Source organism: Limisphaera sp. 4302-co (assembly GCF_049537155.1).
In the GTDB taxonomy this organism is placed as follows: domain Bacteria; phylum Verrucomicrobiota; class Verrucomicrobiia; order Limisphaerales; family Limisphaeraceae; genus Limisphaera.
On the sequence record NZ_JBMVQZ010000015.1, the window covers coordinates 16,440 to 35,107 of the forward strand.

Annotated in this window: 12 protein-coding genes; all 12 read left to right on the forward strand. The window is 60.2% G+C overall.

The window, feature by feature from the left end:
• Nucleotides 1-370 precede the first annotated feature (370 nt).
• The 12 genes from ACPDIX_RS13455 (at nt 371) to ACPDIX_RS13510 (ending at nt 18,453) form a co-directional block, all read left to right on the forward strand.
• The gene (locus tag ACPDIX_RS13455; RefSeq protein ID WP_423432322.1) at nt 371-1,993 is read left to right on the forward strand and encodes a hypothetical protein; all 1,623 of its coding nucleotides are present in this window, start codon (nt 371-373) and stop codon (nt 1,991-1,993) included.
• 60 nt (nt 1,994-2,053) lie between these two features.
• Nucleotides 2,054-4,189 (forward strand): PKD domain-containing protein, encoded by a 2,136-nt coding sequence (locus tag ACPDIX_RS13460; protein WP_423432323.1) that lies wholly within the window; start codon nt 2,054-2,056, stop codon nt 4,187-4,189.
• A 675-nt stretch (nt 4,190-4,864) separates the two neighbouring features.
• The gene (locus tag ACPDIX_RS13465; protein WP_423432324.1) at nt 4,865-6,022 is read left to right on the forward strand and encodes a formylglycine-generating enzyme family protein; all 1,158 of its coding nucleotides are present in this window, start codon (nt 4,865-4,867) and stop codon (nt 6,020-6,022) included.
• 46 nt (nt 6,023-6,068) lie between these two features.
• Entirely contained in the window at nt 6,069-7,286 is a 1,218-nt protein-coding gene (locus ACPDIX_RS13470) for a GNAT family N-acetyltransferase (protein ID WP_423432325.1), read from the forward strand.
• Nucleotides 7,276-9,033 carry a DUF1565 domain-containing protein gene (locus ACPDIX_RS13475; RefSeq protein ID WP_423432326.1) on the forward strand — a complete coding sequence of 586 codons (1,758 nt, stop codon included), beginning with the start codon at nt 7,276-7,278 and terminating at the stop codon, nt 9,031-9,033. The genes ACPDIX_RS13470 and ACPDIX_RS13475 overlap by 11 nt, the downstream gene beginning before the upstream one ends.
• Before the next feature lie 570 nt (nt 9,034-9,603).
• Nucleotides 9,604-11,112 (forward strand): oligosaccharide flippase family protein, encoded by a 1,509-nt coding sequence (locus ACPDIX_RS13480; protein WP_423432327.1) that lies wholly within the window; start codon nt 9,604-9,606, stop codon nt 11,110-11,112.
• Between the two features lie 178 nt (nt 11,113-11,290).
• Entirely contained in the window at nt 11,291-12,433 is a 1,143-nt protein-coding gene (locus tag ACPDIX_RS13485) for an acyl-CoA dehydrogenase family protein (protein WP_423432328.1), read from the forward strand.
• Between the two features lie 54 nt (nt 12,434-12,487).
• On the forward strand, nt 12,488-14,140 hold the full coding sequence (locus ACPDIX_RS13490; protein WP_423432329.1) for an amino acid adenylation domain-containing protein: 1,653 nt from the start codon (nt 12,488-12,490) through the stop codon (nt 14,138-14,140).
• Nucleotides 14,141-14,168: 28 nt separating this feature from the next.
• A complete protein-coding gene (locus ACPDIX_RS13495; protein ID WP_423432330.1) occupies nt 14,169-14,426 on the forward strand; it encodes an acyl carrier protein in 258 nt (85 codons plus the stop codon).
• Nucleotides 14,427-14,621: 195 nt separating this feature from the next.
• The gene (locus tag ACPDIX_RS13500) at nt 14,622-15,200 is read left to right on the forward strand and encodes a CatB-related O-acetyltransferase (protein WP_423432331.1); all 579 of its coding nucleotides are present in this window, start codon (nt 14,622-14,624) and stop codon (nt 15,198-15,200) included.
• Between the two features lie 746 nt (nt 15,201-15,946).
• Nucleotides 15,947-17,101, forward strand: coding sequence for a CapA family protein (locus ACPDIX_RS13505; protein WP_423432332.1), 1,155 nt, complete (start codon nt 15,947-15,949; stop codon nt 17,099-17,101).
• On the forward strand, nt 17,098-18,453 hold the full coding sequence (locus ACPDIX_RS13510) for a polysaccharide pyruvyl transferase family protein (protein ID WP_423432333.1): 1,356 nt from the start codon (nt 17,098-17,100) through the stop codon (nt 18,451-18,453). The genes ACPDIX_RS13505 and ACPDIX_RS13510 overlap by 4 nt, the downstream gene beginning before the upstream one ends.
• Nucleotides 18,454-18,668 lie beyond the last annotated feature (215 nt).

Consider the following 18,668-nt stretch of genomic DNA (forward strand, 5'->3'; position numbering starts at 1 on the left):
TGGCGCGGTCCAAGCATGGGCAAGCTCATGGTACACAGGAGAGGGGTTCCTCCCGTCTTTGACAGGGAAGGTGGAGTAACACAAGGACGTGGAGGAAGCTTCGTTCGGGCGGGGGAATGGCTTGAGCGTCTTGGCGCGCCAGAGCGGTGGCCGGCTGAACGATGACCGCGAGGCGGATGGGCCCAAGATTTCCGGGCTGGCATGACACATGCTCTTCAAGGAGAGGGGCAAGACAAGATGCGGGACAAAAGGCTGATTCTCCATGCTGGCTGGCCCGGTCACCGCAGGCCCAACGCAGTCCGTATGCCTGGTGCTTGAAGACAAGAACATGAATCGAGGGCGCGGGAAGGAAGCCGAATACGGGGGATGGATGAAGAAGGAACGTCAATTTTCGAGACACTGGAGCATCCTGGGGCTGGGGATTCTGACGCTGAGTATGGTGCAAGCGCGCATTATCCATGTCAGTCCCGATGGCGCAGCCACCGGCGACGGTAGTGCTGGCGCACCTCTGGCCAGCGTGCAGAGTGCGCTTGACCGGGCACAAGCGGGAGATGTTGTCCTTCTGGCACCCGGTGTTTACACAGAAATTGTCACGACCGCGCGCGGCGGCTCACCGGAAGCGCCTTTGGTGATTGACGGACAGGGCAAGGCCGTGTTGTGGAGCTTGACCCTCGCGCACCCGTACGTACATGTGCAAAACCTCACGCTGAGCGGCATGACCAATCGGTACCGTGCCCTGCTGTATTTCGAGCGAGGCGCCCATTACTGCGTGGCATCGAACAACGTCATTGATCCGGCATTTACCCGTGACGTCTATGCAGTTTCCTGGCGAGGACCGGCAACGAAACCGTTTGGAGCTGACGCTGCGAGCTACAACCTGCTGATCAGCAATGTGATACGGCGCTCCATTGGGAACCCCATGGTGACCGTGATGGGGGACGGGAATGTCATTTATGGCAATCGTCTCCTGGATGGCGCGGTGGTGGACTTCTTCAGGCTGTTCGGGAGATCCAACATAATCGCAGCAAACCTGTGTTCCAACAACTTCCCTTTACCGGGTGTGAACAACCACCCCGACTTTATTCAAACGTTTGGAAACAACGGCCATGGGAGCATGGGTCATGTGATCGACGGGAACTGGGTGATAGGAGTCTGGTCGGGCCAGTTGACCCAGCTTAGCTCCGACCGTCTGTCCGACGTGATTCGAGACTGGACATTTCGAAACAACGTATTCATCGACATCGCGTTGCAGGCGAGCTGCACCATTCCAGAGGTGAAGTATTTCAACAATTTATTCCTGCGCTGCAACACAACCAATGGTGGTCATGCACTCAATTTCGGTTCCCGCGGTTATGACATCAGCAATGCCCCTCCCGGCTCTCTGGTAGCGGGTCTTGAATACGTCGTGCGGACCAACGGTTCTGGCGATGGGACGGGCTACATTGTTTACGAGGGCCGTCCATACCGTGCTGGAGAACGGTTTGTAGCAAACGCTGAACGTGAATACGTCGCCGTCGGTGACGCCGTCGTGTGGTTGAGGCTTTATGACTCGGCCCATGGAGCCTTGGTGTTCAACAATGTCTTCATCGATTGTGGTGACGCCCGGACAAACGTGGGCTGGTATGGATTTGCGACCAACCTTGTAAACGTGGCGGCGGACTACAATTTTGTTGCGAAGAGCGGATTCAAGCCCGTTCGTATAGACCCTCAAATGCGATCGGTCGGAGATCCGAGGGGATGGGACTGGGTGTCCATGTACTGGTGGGAGCCACACGGAATCAATGGGGGGGACCCCGGGTTCGTGGACCTTGCCGCATGGCGGTTCGAGCTCATGCCAGAGAGCCCTCTGGTTGGCGCTGGAACGAATTTGAGCAAATGGTTTCAGACTGACGCATTGGGGCGCCGGCGCGCAGGGGTCTGGGACATTGGACCCTATGCCGCCGTGACGACCACAAGGCCAGTGCCGCCGTCTGGATTACGAATCGTAAAGTAGGGTAAGAGAGGCTGACAAGACGTCACAGGCACGACGTTCTTGTGGGAAACTTCGAAGGCCATGCGAAGGACCGGAGAATCCAGCGGCTGCCAAAGGCAGATTGGGCCCACGCTTTTGATCCGAGCGGTGGCCGGCGCAAGCACGCGGGCGCTTTTTATTGCGCTGACGACCGGGATCCAGTTGACCGTTCAGGGAGCTGTTTTTTACGTGGCACCCGATGGAAATGACGAATGGGAGGGAAGCAGCGCCAGGCCGTGGAGGACCCTTGCCCAGGCTGCGCGTTGGACGGAAGCGGGCGATACAGTCGTCGTGCGACCGGGAGAGTACGATGAGCATGTGTACGAGACATCCTCCGGGACTCCTGATGCTCCCATCGTATGGCGATCGGACATCCTCCATGGCGCCATCCTGCGGGCCTTTCGAATCGGAGGTGCACACGTCCAGCTGGTTGGCCTTCGGCTCAGCGGCTATTCCGGGATCAATAACGTGTGGGGTGCGGCCATAAGGGTCGAGCCAGGTGCCCACTTCTGTGTGATCTCGAACTGCTGGATCTCGGATGCTCCTTACGTAATCGGCCATGACTTCCGCTTCGATCACACAGAAAATGCAGTAATAAGCGAAGGAAGCGACTTTATCGCTGCAGGCTTTCGTCCGGGAAGTCGCATCTACCTCGGGGCAAGCGGACTGGACGGGCTTTGGTACACAAACCACGACACCGCATGGATCGTGGCAAGTAACACGGCGACCACGATGTGGTTGACGAACCAGGCCGGACAGCGATTCCTGCCGGATCACGGTTCCAATTACTGGGCGGTGATCCGACCGGGTGGCGCGGGTTTGTACGGGATCCTTTTCGTCCGTTCCGGCGGCAAAGGCGCAGAACGCGCCCACATCGTGGGAAATGTGTTCTCAAACTGGATGGGGCATGCAATGAGTGTGACCAGCCGGGGCACAATCATCGAAAACAACGTCGCCACAAAGCTGCTGTCGTTCTATTTTCTCGCTTTTGATGGCAGTGATCTTGTCATCCGTAGCAATATCGTGCGGCATTCTCCCAACCTTCTTTACTACAGCCCGGAAGAACTCGGGCGTCTGATCCATCCAGCTGGGACGGGGTGGTACGACTATCAGGTTTCGATGATTCGAGGAGAATCTGCGGACAATTTGCAGACGCGAACGAACGTTGTGGTTGAATGGAACTGGTTCGAGAACCTGGACAACCAGATGGGCCGCGTGGACGACGGGCAGACGGAGACGTACGGAATTGTATACCGTAACAATGTTTTCATCGGTATCTCCATGCACTTTTCAGGTGGACGCGATGGGATGCAGTGGATCAGCAACACATTTTACCGCTGTGCGTTCGACACCGGACATCCGCTCTCCCTGGGCGGGCGACCCCCGGCCCAAACGAACTATGTCATCAAACATAACCTTTTTGTGGAGTGCGGTTCCCCGTGGCTGTATCGAAACTCGGGATGGTATGGTCTGAGCACCAACGTGGTGAGCTTTGTTGTAGACTCTAACATGGTCTGCTCAGCGGAGGTGACAGGCTTTGCGGCAAAGATTGGATTCAACGAGCCGAACGGCGTCAACGGGGGAGATCCCGGCTTTGTGAACCCCGAGGATCCCGATGGTGAGGACGATATACCATTCACGGACGACGATGGTTTGAAGGTGCTGCCGAATTCACTTGGAGCCCTGGTGGGCGGCGGGGCGCTTGGTGTGTATGATCGGACGGCGCAAGCGCCTGTGGCGCACTTCCGGGTGGTTGAGCCCACAGGGTGGTTCGAGCCAGGAAGGGAAGCTTACGATCCGGTCTGGCTGGCAGAGAGCCCGACGCGGCGGGGCCGGGTGATGCGTCCGTACCGCACTCCGCCCTACCTTGGACCGGTTCCGGTTCGGGCCAGGTTCGATGCGGGACTGGCGTGGCCTGGTGGTGAGGGGCGAAGGATCATGGCTTACGAGTGGGATTTCGGTGACGGCACCACGCTAAGAACGGTCCATCCGGTTGCCGAACACCTGTTCGTTCGAGGCGGAGACTGGCCGGTGAAGCTTACAGTGGTGAACGATCTCGGGCTGAGGGGTTCGCTGACCAAAACCTACAGAGTGGGAGATCATCTGACGCGCATGGGGGAGGCAAAGCCTCGACCTCCCCGCAGCCTCAGGCGCATTCAGGATACGGTGAAACAGTAGCAGCATCCTTTGACGGGGCTTCTTTGAGCGCGGCCGCCAGTGGTTGTCGCATAAGATTGCCTCGAGCGCCAACTGCCTGTTGAACACAGCGAGGAGAAGGCTCCAATCGGCGCTTTGTGCACGACTTTCTGAGTGGGGCTCGCTCGTCTGCGTGGGAAGTCCTGTGGCTGCTTGTGGTCTGGGATGTGCAGCCAAAGGAGAAGCTTCGGATGCTTCTGCACCTCTATTCGTCGCGAGCGGGCGGGTTGGAACTGGCCGAAAAGGGGCGTGGCGGAAGCGTGCCGGAAACCCGAGCGCTGCCCCGTACTTGACGAGGGCCAGGATGCGCAGAACATGGGAGAACGACAATGACGCATGGTGAGGCCCTCCGCGGGCTTATGCAGCGTACTCGCCTGATGGCGTGCACTGTGTGCACGGCATTGCAGACGCTCGGCGCATAGGAGGGCTACAAACGCGGCAGAGGCGGATGCCCTGTTGTTCGAGCGTATGAGAGCGCACTGCATAACCACGTGGTGTGCGATGAAGACATTCTGGATATCTGCGAGGAGGATCTCAGGGCAAAGGCCTTCGTTTATGGGTGCGTGCGAGGTCAAGGTGGATGGTGTTGCAGGAACAACGCAACGAATGTCGAACGATGAAGGCAGGGGTCGATCGATGAGGCGGACGCTCCTGTGTATGTCAGCGGCGTGGGTGCTGGCGGTTGAGATCAACGGGCACGGCCAGCCGCAACAGTTTCTCAGGATAGAAAGCACAAATGCGGCCCCCGTGCTGATCCGGTGGGATGTGGACATGGAGCAGATTATTTGCACACTTCCGCAGGGCACGATGTACTGGGTCCAAAGGACCAGGAAATTGAATGAGCAGTCATGGGAACCGTGGTCAAAGGGCATCGCAACGAACGGTACGCTGCGGGTTGCCGTGCGTGCGGACCGCATTCCGCCGGGCTTTTCCCTCGTGCCCGGCGGTCTTTTCCTCATGGGAGATGTTCTAAACGATCATAACGAGGCAAGAGACGTACACCCCGTCTGGATCGATCCCTTCTGGATGCAGACGACCGAGGTGAGCAACGGGGAGTTTGCCGACGTGCTCCAGTGGGGACTGGAGCAGGGACTGATCCGGGTCGAAGGCGACCTGGTCGTCGACTCGAGGGGAACCAACCTGTTCGCCCTGAATCGTTACGATTCTGAGATCGCTTTCGACGGGAAGCAATTTCAGGTGCGTGCAGGACGTGAAGTGTATCCAGTTGGATATGTAAGCTGGTACGGTGCGGTCTGGTATTGCCAATTGCGCAGCATGAAGGAGGGACTCGAGCCATGTTACGACATGAACACATGGAGTTGCGACTTTGCGAAAGGAGGCTACCGGCTGCCGACCGAAGCGGAGTGGGAATGCGCGGCGCGTGGGGGATATGAAGGGCGTCGCTTTTCCTGGAGTGACAGTGAATTCATCAGTCATGAACGAGCCGACTACCAGAGTCGCACGAATGTTTGGTATGACGCCAGTCAAACGACCGGATTCCACCCCATATACGGCCAATTCAGGCCGCGGACGGCACCCGTTGTGTCATTTGAACCCAATAATTATGGCTTGTACAATGTCATAGGTAACATTTTTGAGTGGGTGAACGACTGGGCTGCTCGATACTCCCGGGCCTTCCAGGTGAACCCCAGGGGGCCTGATACGGGCACTTTCAAAATCATTCGCGGTGGCTCATGGTACACAACTGCCGAGAGGACGACGGTGGCGTTCCGGTATATGTCGGCCCGCCCCGAAACGCTCACTGGTGACATCGGCTTTCGGGTTGCCCGAAGTCGTGCCGTGCGGGGTGAGTGAGCTGCGTACAGAGACGGTGAATCAACGCGGAGGAGAAATGGGGACCATGAGAGTGCCGGCACTGGGCGCGCACGAAGTGAGGCTTGTCCGGGCGTGCAGCAGGACGGTGACCGAGGAGTGTGAGAGCGCCATGGATCGTGTCGCCGGAGAGCAAGGTGCTCCCGTATACATGACATGGGATTGGCTGAAGTCTTGGTGGGAGTTTTACGGTGGCAATAGAGAGTTCGCATTGGTGTTAGTGGGAGATAGAGACCAAGTGGTGGGATTCGTGCCATGGTACATTGACAGCGTGGGATTGCTGGGCCTGAGGCGTCGGGTGGCGCGCATCGTGGGCGCCAACGTGCCACCAAAGACGTTCGACCCGCCGATCGGAGGATGTTCCGGGGACGCCGTTGAAAGCATGGTTAGGGCCTTGTTCGAGCAGTCGCGCTGTGACTTGGTGTGCCTGGGCCCGGTGTCCGCGTCGTGGAGAGGAAAAAAGGTGTGGCAGCGCGCCATCGAAAGATTGTCAGCCAGTGGGTATCGTTGGCAATACAGGCGGCTGGATGTGCGGACTATTTTCCTCCTACCCGCAACCTTCGAGGAGTTCGTGGCTAAATTGTCGAGTGGCGAGCGGAAGGGGCGGCTCAAGCGGCTCCGACAACTGTCGAGATCGTGCCATTTGGTGGCCGACGTCGTCTCGGACGCGGATCGTGTTGAAGCTGCATTCGAGGAGTTCGTCGAATTGCATCAACGCCAGTGGCGTTCGGCAGGCAGGCGGGGGCACTTCGGGGCGTGGCCGAAGGCGGTTCCCTTCAATCGTCAGCTCGTGACAAGACAAGCGGAGCACGGACGGGTGCGGTTCTACAGGCTGGTTGGAGATGGGCAGTTGTTGGCCTCCCGCTACACGTATTTGTTTGGCCGTACGCTCTATTCCGAGCTGCCGGCCCGTGCGACGGGAGGGGATTGGGACAGGAGGGGTGTTGGCATCTGCTCCATGCTGAAGTTTGTAGAACAAGCGATCGGGGAAGGCATTTCATGCATCGACAGCGGTATAGGTCATTATGAGCACAAAGAGAACCTTGGGGGGACGGAGGAAGAAGTGGGTACCTGGTACATATGGAAGTCCGGCGTGGTGCAGGGGTTGCTGACCCGGCTGAGCCTGATGGCCAGCCGGTATGCCATTGACATGTATCGCAAGCTCTGGTATCGGCGGATACATCGACACTTACCGCGTGAATGGCAGCGACCGCAAAGCGAAGCCTGGCTACGTTATGATTTCTAAGGTGCCGGAAGTCCTCCGACTGGCAGTGGGGGCCGTCGGGTTGGCGTGGCTGCTGGCTGGGACATGCGGCATGTCGGCAGCCGAGTGGTACGTAAGCCCGGACGGTGATGACGCCCAGATCGGGAACGCTGATCTTCCATGGCGGACGATCAGCCGGGCGGTTCAGGCGGCTCAAGCTGGCGACACGGTGCACGTGGGAGCCGGTTACTATTCGGAGAGGGTCAGCACGGTCAGAAATGGTGCTCCTGATGCACGTATCCGATTCCGCGGAGAGGGGGCGGTGGTGATGCACGGCTGGATCATCAACCATTCGTACATTACCATCGAAAACTTCGAAATCACACGCCATTCAGGGGCGTCCCAGCTCGACGCATATGTGCGAGTAAACAACGATGGAGACTTTTTTGAAATGATTGGCTGCACCGTTCGTGATGGCATCCACGTGGTCATCCCCGACGCGTGGTTCTTCGCAGCTGACGGGTGCATATCCAACCATGCTGTGAACTTTGTGGCAAGAGGCTTTTCGGCCGGCCAGACGCTCTACATCGGGAAGGCCACGGGTACCCAGTCCAGTATCAACAACGGATCGTACACGATCGTGATGGCTGAGCCGTCGCGGCTGCTGCTCCAGCCTGGTGTGCAAGACGAGGGGCCTGTTCCTGTGTATCTTTCCGCCAGTATGGTTTTCGGTTTGTACCTGTCAACGCGGTCGGAGGGGTGTATCATCCGAAGCAATGTATTCCGAAATCTCGGCTATGACAGCCTGCTCATCACGGGTCTGGGTCATCTCATTGAAGACAATTGGATTGAGGCAACGTCCGGTTGGGATGCGATGCACTTCGGTGGCACGAACCACGTTTTTCGGCGCAACGTGATCCGTAACAGTCCATTGGTTGTGTTTCAAAACTCGCCGGATGCGATGGAAAACTACCAGGTGCCATACAGGGACGTCACGTTCTCCAATAATATGGTCATAAACTTTGCCGGGGTGTTGGCCTCTCAAAAGGCTCCATACACCATGTCCGGGCTCTCATTGATACGAAATGTCTTTGTGGACGTTGGGCGCTTCAATTTCACGCAACGCGACACGCTAGTGGAAAACAATACGTTCGTCCGTGTTGCCAAGAAAAGCTATCCGAATGTGGCCCGGAGCAGCCACCCCATCAGTGTCGACACGACGGTGGGCGCGACAAATGTGGTGATCCGGAATAACATCTTCGTGGACTGTGGAGAGCCGTCGGGTGGTGTCTCTGTCAGTCAGGTTGGATGGTATGAGGTTAAGGGTGACCAGGGGCCCCTCGTGATGGAGGGAAACTTCGTGGCCGGTGGGCCACCGGATTATGGGCCGAAGGCCGGGTGGCCGGAGAGCATGATGCTGAATGGGGGAGACCCGGGATTTGTGAATCCGGAGGATCCCTTGGGGCCTGACGGGTTGCCCTTCACGGCCGACGACGGGCTGCGGTTGCGGGCGGACTCGAAGCTGTTGGGTGCTGGAGTGGGCGGCGTCACCATCGGCGCGTACGAACTGCCGTTTGTGGAGCGGGTGCCGCTGGTGATCGAGCGCGGCGGCGACGGCAAGGTTGTGCTGCGATGGCCGCGCTCGATGTGGGAATGGAGGGTGGAAACGGCTCGGAACCTCGCCGGGCCCTGGACGCCGCTGGATCTGCTGCAGGTCGAGAAAGGCGCATTCGTTGAGGCGGAGGCGGCTGTGAGTGGAGAGTTTGAGTGGTTTCGTCTGGCCAGGTAGGAGTGGGGAGGGGCGACAGGACCGCATTCCCTTCTGCTTGCACTGTCCATAATCTTCGGATGCTGAGCCGCTTGAAGGCTGGCTGCATGCTGCAGAGGGCTGGAGAAGCTGGGCGGGCAGGTAAGCAAGTTTTGGGTTGCGATAGGAGTTCCCGGCTGAAGCGGCGGCTGGTGCCGTGACGATCGTCTTGAGCATGATCAGAGACTTGCTATTACATCGGCTGCGGCTGGGTTTAACCAGGCGTTAGAAGGGAATGCGCACACGGCAGGAGAGAAGAGGCTGTGGCCAGTGTAAGCAGGATGGACCATGGCATGGAGGTCGGCAAGGCTAGGGCCTTGCAGAGATTGAACTGGTCAAGCGGCGGGCGCTGGGCTTGCAAGGCCCCTTGAACAGAGGAGGTTGAAGCTCTTCTGAGAAGTAGGGCGCGGCGGTGAGCGTGAATCGGGTCGGTCAGGCTCTTGCGCAGGCATCGCCAGTCAGACGGCCAAGAGATGGATCGCATGTCCTGAATCGGAAGAAACCGGGCAAGGATGCGTTAAAAGAAGTGCCGGCAGACATTGCGGGGATGGCATGGCTTTACGCAAGCAGGTGTTGACGGGGACTGGCTGGGTGGCGCTGGGTGAGGGGATCGGCTATGTGGCCTCTTTCGCCCGCAACATGATCCTGGCCCGGCTGCTCAGCAAGGCGGACTTCGGAATGGCGGCCGTCTTTGCGATGGTCATGAGCCTGCTCGAGTTCACCGCCAAGCTGAGCGTGGGGCGGTTTCTGATACGTGATCCCGAAGGGGATGATCCGGTATTCGTGAATACCGGCCACACCCTGCAGGCTTTGGCGGCGGGCGTCAGCGCCGTGCTGATCGTTCTGGCCTCCCCGGTGCTGGCCGCGTGGTTCGGCGTGGCGGACCACTCGTGGGCCATCATGGTCCTGGGCGGGGTGGTGCTCGTTCGCGGGCTGCAGCATCTCGACACGCAACGGTTCCAGAGGCACCTCCGTTTTGGTCCGGCGGCCGCAGTGGAGGCAATCCCGCAGGTGATCGTGACACTGGCGGCGTGGCCGGTCGCGCGGTGGCTGGGCGACTACCGCGCGGTGTTGGTACTCCTGGCCGCCAAGGGCCTGCTCAGTCTTCTGCTTTCCCATGTACTGGCCGAGCGGAGGTACCGTTGGGGATGGCATCCGGAGTACGGACGACGGATGCTGCAATTCGGTTGGCCGCTGCTGCTGACGGGGTTCCTGATGTTCGGCATCATGCAGGGTGACCAGTTCCTGGTAGCCTCGTTCTACGACCTGGCCGAGCTGGCACCGTATGCGGCGGCAGTGTCCCTGGTCATGGCGCCTCAGATGCTATACGGCCGCATCTTCAACTCCGTGGCATTGCCTCTGGTCTCCCGTGTTCAGGATGACCTTCCGGCCTTCCGGCGGCGGTACCGGCAGGTTCTGGGGATCATGATCCTCTACGCAAGTGTCTCGACGGCCGGGTTCATCGTGGGTGCGGAGGCCCTGATGCGCGTGGTTTACGGTTCGAAATACGCAGGAGCCGGGCCGCTCATGGCATGGGTGTCGGTGGTGGCGGCTTACCGGTGCCTGCGGATGGCCGTGGCGGTGGCGAACATCGCCAAAGGCGACTCCCAAAGCCAACTGATCGCCAACGGGTGGCGGGCGATCTCGCTGGTCCCTGCATTCTTCGTGGCATGGTCGGGCCAACCGCTTTGGATGATCGCCGCCTGTGGCCTGATCGGAGAGATCCTGGCCACGCTGGTCTGCGTATGGAGGCTCGAGAGGCGTGACGCGACTCCCATGGGGTTGACTCTGCGCCCGGCTGCGGGGATCAGCCTGTTGTCATGTGCCGCTGGCGTGGTGGCCCATTGGACGTTGCAGGCGCCGGTCTGGGCGGGGCTTTTGGCTGCCGTGATCTGCGCCTGCCTTGCCGGTGCGGCGGCGGTGGCGCTGACGCCCGAGCTGCGGTCGGAGGTGATCGTGCTCTGGCAGGGGTTCCGTCAGCAGGGCCCCGCGGGTGCGGTTCGGCAGTGGTTGGGCGTCTCCCTTCAAGCAACACCGCAGGCCTGCCAAAGTGATCGTTAACCCCCGCTCGGGAGCGCCGGGCCACAAGGAAGACGCAGCAGGGACGCGGCCCGCTTCGACATGGCATGGATGATCGTGGTTCTGGCTGCGCTTTGGCAAAGGCGGAGGGATCGGTAATGAGGGGCGCTCCGTCCGGAGGTTGGTTTGGCTCAGGCGACGCCATCTGGAGACGACAAACATGGACTTCGAATGGAACGCGGAACAACGCCGGTTGTTCGACGAGATCGAGGCATGGGCCAGATGCGCATTCACACGCGACCTTGTTGAGGCGGATCGCGCGGGCACCTTCGATCGTTCAGGCTGGGAGACAATGGGACAGCGGGGTCTGCCGGGTTTGCCCGTACCCAGCGAACTGGGCGGGGCAGGGTGTGACGCGCTCACGATGGTGGGTGCACTGGAACGGTTGGGGTACGCATGTCCCGACAACGGTCTGCTCTTCTCGTTGCATGCCCACCTTTGGACTGTTGTGACGCCCTTGTTGGCAGTCGGGACCGAGGCGCAAAAGAGAAAGTACCTTCCTGCGCTGTCGAGCGGTCGCTGGATCGGCGGCAATGCCATGACAGAGCCGGAGGCCGGCTCGGACGCATTTGCTCTGCGAACCACGGCGCGGCGGGAGGGAGACGAGTACATCCTCAACGGACACAAATCGTTCGTCAGCAATGCGCCGATCGCCGACGTGCTTACGGTGTATGCCACTGTGGATGCTGCGAAAGGTCCCGCGGGGGTCACGGTGTTCCTTGTGGAAACCAAGACCGCGGGGGTGTCGGTCCGGCTGGTAGACAAGATGGGACTCAGGACATCGCCAACAGGGGAAGTGAGTTTTTCCGAATGCCGTGTTCCCACAAATGCGCGGCTCGGGGATGAAGGTGCCGGATCTTTCGTGTTCATGCGTTCCATGACCTGGGAACGGGGATGCATTCTGGCGAGTGCGGTGGGCGCCATGCGGCGGCTTTTCGAACGGTCGGTTCGTTTTGCGCGCAACCGAAAGCAGTATGGGCAGCCCATCGGGAAGTTTCAGCAGGTGGCGGCCAGGCTAGTGGCCATGAAGGAACGACTAGAAACCTCAAGATTGCTGCTTTACCGCACGGCATGGCTGTTGGCGCAGAACCGGCCGGCATATCTGGACGCGGCTCTTACGAAGAAGCACATCAGCGAGGCCTGGGTGCAGTGCTGTGAGGACGCTCTACAGATTCACGGCGGACAGGGGTACCGGGTCGAATGCGGACTGGAGCGAGAGCTCCGCGATGCATTGGGTAGCCGGCTCTACTCGGGGACAAACGAGGTTCAGTGCAACTTGATAGCATCCCTGCTGGGCCTGTAAAGTTGTTCGAGTCAGCGGCTCACGAGTCGAGCAAGGTCAAACCAAGAAGAGCATATGGAATACTTGTTGTCACATCTCTTGCAAAATGCCGCCCAGCTCGAGCCGGAGCGGCCGGCGGTTCGTTATCTGGATGCGGAGTGGACGTACGGGGAGCTGGAAAGCCAGAGCAACCGGCTTGCAAGGGCGTTACAAAAGGCGGGAGTGCGGAAGGGAGATCGCGTCGGATTGTGGTTGAACAAGTCCCTGATGTCGATATGCGGCGTCTACGGGATCATGAAAGCTGGAGGTGTGTACGTTCCGCTCGACGCGCAGGCCCCGGTCAGCAGGGCGGCCTACATCGCCCGGGATTGCGGTCTGCGCGTGGTCATTGCAGACGAAGCACACGCAAGACAGGTTCCGGCCGCTTGCAAAGAAGGTGCGCCGGTGCGGGTGGTCGTCTGTCCGGAACAGGAGCTGACCGGGGACACGCTCGGATGGGCGGACGGCGTGGTGCTTGGCAGATCCGAAATTCTGACCATGGATTCGGGGTCGGTTGAAACGCCGACCATGGAGAGCGATCTGGCGTACATCCTCTATACCTCGGGTTCAACCGGGCGGCCCAAAGGGGTGATGATTGCGCATCGCACATGCCTGACGTTCATTCATTGGGCAGTTGATACATTCGGTTTGCGTTCGGAGGATCGTATGACAAGCATGGCGCCGCTGCATTTCGATCTCTCGACGTTCGACGTTTACGCGACAGCAAAAGCGGCGGGTACCGTCGTGGTGGTCCCGGAGAAGCTCGCTTCGCTGCCTGTCAAGCTGGCTGACCTCTGGCAGGAGGAGCGCATCACCGTTACCTACATGGTGCCTTCAATCCTCAGCCTGCTTGTGCAGTATGGGCGGCTGGAGTCTCATGACCTTGCGTGTCTGCGGCTGGTTCTGTTCGCGGGCGAGGTTTTCCCCCTGAAGTACCTCCGCCGTCTGGTCAAGGCGGTGCCGGGCGCGGATTTTTTCAACCTGTACGGTCCCACGGAGACAAACGTTTGTACGTACCACCGGGTGCGCGGCGAGGACCTGGCGGAGGACGCGCCTTCCTCGTTGCCGATCGGACGTTCGTGTGAGAACACGGAGGTCTTCGCGGTCGACGAGACGGGAAAGCAAATCACCGAGGCCGGAGTAGAGGGAGAATTATGGGTTCGCGGGCCCACGGTGGCGTTGGGGTACTGGGGCGATCCGGAAAAGACGGCCCGCAGCTTCCGCCAGAACCCTCTTCAGGACTGTTTTCGTGACGTGGTTTACGCCACGGGGGACATTGTGAAGCTGGCCGACGACGGTCGTACCTGGCTGTTTCTGGGGCGGCGGGACCACATGGTCAAATGCCGCGGGTACCGTATCGAGCTTGGGGAGGTTGAGAGTGTGCTGTACAGTCATGAGGCGGTAAAAGAAGCTGCTGTGGTCGCCGTGCCGGATGATCTGGTGGGCAACCGACTGTTCGGGTTTGTGGTTTTGGCGGGCAACGCTGCCGTCACACTCGGCGAGTTGGTTGCATTTTGTCGGAATCGCCTTCCCCCTTATATGGTGCCGGAAAAGATCCACATCTTGGGCGAGCTTCCCAAAACATCGACAGGCAAGGTAAACCGCCCCGAACTTGTCGGAATGTTGCAAACAGCGTTACTAAGCAGTCATGGGGCTGGCCCGGGGACCTTTGGTGCTGGGCTGGTGTGAGAAACCACATGTAGGAAAGGGAGTTGAGATGAACGTGTGCTCGCAAATCGAACAGTTTATTGTAGGGGAGATTCTGGCCGGCGGCCGGGAACGGTTGGAACCTGGTGAACCCTTGGTGGGGGTGGGAGGGCTGATTGACTCCCTGGGGTTGTTGCGCCTGATTCAATTTCTGGAGGAAACCTACGAAATCCACGTGGGCGATGGGGATGTGGGAGAAGAGAATTTCGGCACGTTGGAACGGCTGACGGCCTTCGTGGAGAAGCGGCGGGCTTCGGATGCATCCTGAATCTTACGAGCACATGGTGTCTGGAGGTTTCGCTCGATTCTGCGCGGAGAGGGACGAGACAGTATAGGGTGTGGAAGGTCCTGAAAGAGCCTGCGCGCCTGTTCGTGAATGACTGTAGGAACCACAGAGAAGCTGTTCGCAGGCGGGAGGTCATCCCGCTACGGGAGGTTGGTGGCTCGCCATATCTACGGCCGCGTGCTCAGCTCATCTTTCCGGTGGGCGTTGCGCGCGTTTGTGATGAAGCGGGAAGGGGGACCTGTATACTCGCGCAGCGTGCGGGAGATCCTCCATCGGTACCACGGGATCACCGTGGGGATGTACAGCATCGGCCCGTGTGAGTCGGATCCAAATCATTTCGCGCCCGGTACAGTTATCGGGCGGTACTGTTCCATTTACTATACGGCGCGGGTCCTGGGAGCGGATGGCCCGGACGAATGTGTCGTGCAGGGAGGCCCGGCGTGGAGCCCTCATGCGGAGGAGCGTGCACTTGCGGGGCACGTTGCCGCAGGGGTGTGCATCGGGCATGACGTTTACATCGGCCATGGTGCAATCGTCTTGCCCAAGGTGCGTGCCATCGGACATGGAGCGGTGATTGGCGCCGGGGCGGTTGTACACGACGACGTACCTCCTTATGCGGTTGTGACGGGCAACCCGGCCAGGGTGGTCCGATACCGCTTTGCGGCTGCCACGGTGGAGAAGCTCCTTGCGGAGGAATGGTGGTGGAGAACCATCGACGAGCTGGCGATTTCGGGGGATGGCAAGGGTATGCCTTGAAGTATGGTGCATCGGATCCGCGGAGAGACTCGGACGCTATGACTGGGAAGCGGCGCACGGAAGTGCGGGAGCAGGGCTTGCGGGTTGGAGGGGCTTGGTTGCTGCCGTTTTACGGCGTGGCGCGCCAGGAAAGGCTGCGCAAGATCATCCGGTGCTGGATCGTTCAGGTCGAGGGTGGGCCGGCATTCTCCGGGACAATTCGCAAGTTGCTGAGCCGGTATCACGGCGTGGAAGTGGGTGCGTTCGCCTACTGGCCCTGGCAGCTCAAACCGGCCGTTTTGCACCGAGGAACCCGGATTGGGAGGTATGCATGGGTGGCCGACGACGTGCGAACCTTCACCCGGAACCACCCTCTGGACCTACGATCCACGCACGGATTCTTTTACAATCCAGAGCTGGGTAGGGTCCGCGGCGCGCCGATGGCTTTTGGGGTGTTGGAGATTGGGCACGGTGCCTGGTTGGGGCCCGGAGTGATCGTGCTTCCTCCCACTCGGCGGATTGGAATCGGCGCCGTCGCGCAACCTGGTTCCGTCGTTTGTATGGACGTGCCTGATTACGCCGTCGTCAGCGGATTTCCGGCTCGGCAGGTCGGATGGCGAGTGGATAGATCGGAGGTGGAACATCTGCTTGCTTCCCGCTGGTGGGAACGTCCGCCCTGGGAGTTTTGGCCCACAAGGCGGAAAAGGGATTCGATCTTCCCGGCAGCAATGGGCTTTTAGGAGCCCGAAGGGCGGAGACCAGAGGTCATGGTGACGATGCTGATCGGGGCGGACGTCTGCCCCATCGGAGACAACCTGGAACACTTCAAGCGGGGCGATGCGGAGACGCTTTTCCACGACCTGCTCCCCGTGTTTCGGGCTGCGGACCTGGTGGTGGCCAACCTGGAGTGCCCGTTTATCGAGCGGGCTTCTCCCATCCGCAAGACAGGACCGGTTTTCGGAGCGCCCACAGTGTGTGTGGAGCCCTTGCGAAAAGCCGGAATCGGCCTGCTGAACCTGGCCAACAACCACATCATGGACCATGGAGAAGCGGGGTTGCGTACGACCCTGGAGACATGTCGTCGGGCGGGCATCGCCACGGTCGGAGCCGGCAGCAACCTGGAGGAAGCCGGCAGACCGTTCATTCGGGAGGTCAAGGGCGTTCGGATTGCTGTCGTGGGCGTAGCGGAGCGGGAATTTTCGATCGCCGGACCGACGGCTGCAGGTGCAAATCCGTTGGACCTCATCTCGCTGGTGCAGTTGGTGCGAGACAAGCAGGCAGAGTGGGATCATTGGATTGTTCTGTATCACGGAGCGGCGGAGTTCCAGCCGGTCACCCCCCGGGTCCAACGCTTGTGCCGGTTTCTGGTCGATCTGGGTGCCACGGCGGTGATTGTACAACACCCGCATGTGCTGGGCGGTTGGGAACGCCATGGGAAAGGTTTCATCGTTTACGGGCAGGGGGCGCTCGTGATGGATGAAGAGATCTACCGAAGCAGGGAGGGATTTCACGACGGCTTTCTCGTACGTCTTTGTCTGGGTCCTCGAAAAGAGGCGGCGTTCGAATGTATTCCTTTTCGGCAGTCGAAGCCGCCACCCGGTGCGCAATTGTTGCCGGCGGGCGAAGCCACCCTTTGGCGGGAGCGCATGGAGGCATTCAGTAGGCGTTTGTCAGATCCCGATGCGGTGGAGGCGGAGTGGCTCTCATTTTGCGAGAAGCATCGGCACGGAGCACTGAGCAGTTTGCTCGGGCATGGGCCCCTGCTACGCTGGTTGAACCGGCGCGGTTGGGTGGAACGATTCTGGATTGGTGAGCGACGCATGCGGGGCGTGCGCAACATGGTCCTCTGCGAGACGCATCGCGAATTGGTACAGACCGTGTTCGATCGTTGGTGGTATCCACCGGGGGGCAGGTTCGCATGAAGGTTGGATTGATGGGGACCCCGGTGAGCTCGGGAAATCGCGGGGTCATGGCCCTGGGGACGTCGCTGGTTTCCCTGTGCGCGGAGGCCGGGGCCGGGGAGATCGTCATGTTCCTCGGCCATCAAGCCCCGGAGGAGGTCGCCTTCCGCATGGGAAGCGAGATCCGGCGGGTGAAGATCGTGAACTACCGGCTTTCTCCGCGCGCAAAGCCCTGCGAACATCTCTCCTGGATTGTCCTTGCCAGCGGGCTCTACCGGATGCTCCCGCTGCGGCAGGTCCGCCGATGGTTGAGCCGGCACACCCCGTGGATCGCAGCCCTGGAAGAGATGGACGTGGTGGGCGACATCCGCGGCGGTGACAGTTTCAGCGACATCTACGGGCCGCGGCGGTTTCTGCTGGGTTTCCTGGCGGCCTGGTCGGTCATCATGGTCAAGGGGGCGTTGGTTCAGTTCCCGCAGACCTACGGGCCGTACCATCGGTGGTGGGCGCGGCAATTGGCCGGTTGGCTGCTCCGCCGTTCGCCGATCATCATCGCCCGGGATCGGGAAAGTCAACGGGTGGCGCAGGAACTGGTGGCGCGCCGGCGAACGGTGATGCTGAGCCCGGACGTGGCGTTTGCCCTGCCGCCGCGCAGGCCCGGGCGATTGCTCACCGAACCGCCCCTGCCGCATGAGGATGAGTCGTGGGTCTGGCCGGAGCTGCGGCCGATCGGATTGAATGTCAACGGGCTTATGTACAACGGCGGTTACAATCGCGCCAACATGTTCGGCCTGAGACTGGATTACCGCGCATACTTGCCGCGCCTCGTGGAGGCTCTCCTGAAGGAGCACAGGGGCGAGGTCTGGCTGATTCCCCATACGTACGCGCCGCCGGACAGCGTGGAAAGTGACCCGGAAGCATGCCGACGCGTACGGGAGACCTTGCCGCAAGCCTTGCGCGCAAGGGTCCGCATCGTCACGGGTGAGTACGATTGCCAGGAAATCAAGGCGGTGATCGGCTTGTGCGAGTTTTTCGTCGGGTCCCGGATGCATGCGTGTATCGCGGCGCTTTCGCAGGGCATCCCGACTGTGGGCGTGGCCTACAGCCGGAAGTTCGAAGGGGTGTTCGATTCGGTGGGGGTACGCGACTGGGTTGTGGATGGCCGGGCCATGGACACCGACCGTGCGGTTGAGCGTGTCCTGGAGCTGTTCCGGCGGCGGGGTGAGGTGCGCGAATTGCTGCAGGTCGCTGCAGACCAGGCCAGGGCCGAGCTGGGCCGACTGTTTCGCGAGCTGGTTCCGGCTATGGCCGGACGAGACCGGGTTGCCGAGGGCGCGGTTGCGGCGGGGACACCCCACGGACCTGCTTCGTGACGACCAGGACGTTTTAGGCGAAACCACGGAGACACAGGGCCCACAGAGAAAGAAAAAAAGAAAAAATCTCTGTGTCTTCTCTGTGTCCTCTGTGCCTCTGTGGTGGATGAAAAAACAGTCTCGGTGCTTCCTCGCTGCTCTGTGTCTGTGCGGTTGAATCAGAAAGATGCTTTTCGGTGTCTCTGTGGTTCAACGAAACGGCGAGGATGTCGTCC

Excerpts from the sequence above, each read along its gene's own strand:
- ACPDIX_RS13510 (WP_423432333.1), top strand. The coding sequence starts at position 17,098 with ATGAAGGTTGGATTGATGGGGACCCCGGTGAGCTCGGGAAATCGCGGG.
- ACPDIX_RS13470 (WP_423432325.1), top strand. The coding sequence starts at position 6,069 with ATGAGAGTGCCGGCACTGGGCGCGCACGAAGTGAGGCTTGTCCGGGCG.
- ACPDIX_RS13455 (WP_423432322.1), top strand. The coding sequence starts at position 371 with ATGAAGAAGGAACGTCAATTTTCGAGACACTGGAGCATCCTGGGGCTG.
- ACPDIX_RS13495 (WP_423432330.1), top strand. The coding sequence starts at position 14,169 with ATGAACGTGTGCTCGCAAATCGAACAGTTTATTGTAGGGGAGATTCTG.
- ACPDIX_RS13480 (WP_423432327.1), top strand. The coding sequence starts at position 9,604 with ATGGCTTTACGCAAGCAGGTGTTGACGGGGACTGGCTGGGTGGCGCTG.
- ACPDIX_RS13490 (WP_423432329.1), top strand. The coding sequence starts at position 12,488 with ATGGAATACTTGTTGTCACATCTCTTGCAAAATGCCGCCCAGCTCGAG.
- ACPDIX_RS13485 (WP_423432328.1), top strand. The coding sequence starts at position 11,291 with ATGGACTTCGAATGGAACGCGGAACAACGCCGGTTGTTCGACGAGATC.
- ACPDIX_RS13475 (WP_423432326.1), top strand. The coding sequence starts at position 7,276 with ATGATTTCTAAGGTGCCGGAAGTCCTCCGACTGGCAGTGGGGGCCGTC.
- ACPDIX_RS13460 (WP_423432323.1), top strand. The coding sequence starts at position 2,054 with ATGCGAAGGACCGGAGAATCCAGCGGCTGCCAAAGGCAGATTGGGCCC.
- ACPDIX_RS13465 (WP_423432324.1), top strand. The coding sequence starts at position 4,865 with ATGTCAGCGGCGTGGGTGCTGGCGGTTGAGATCAACGGGCACGGCCAG.
- ACPDIX_RS13505 (WP_423432332.1), top strand. The coding sequence starts at position 15,947 with ATGGTGACGATGCTGATCGGGGCGGACGTCTGCCCCATCGGAGACAAC.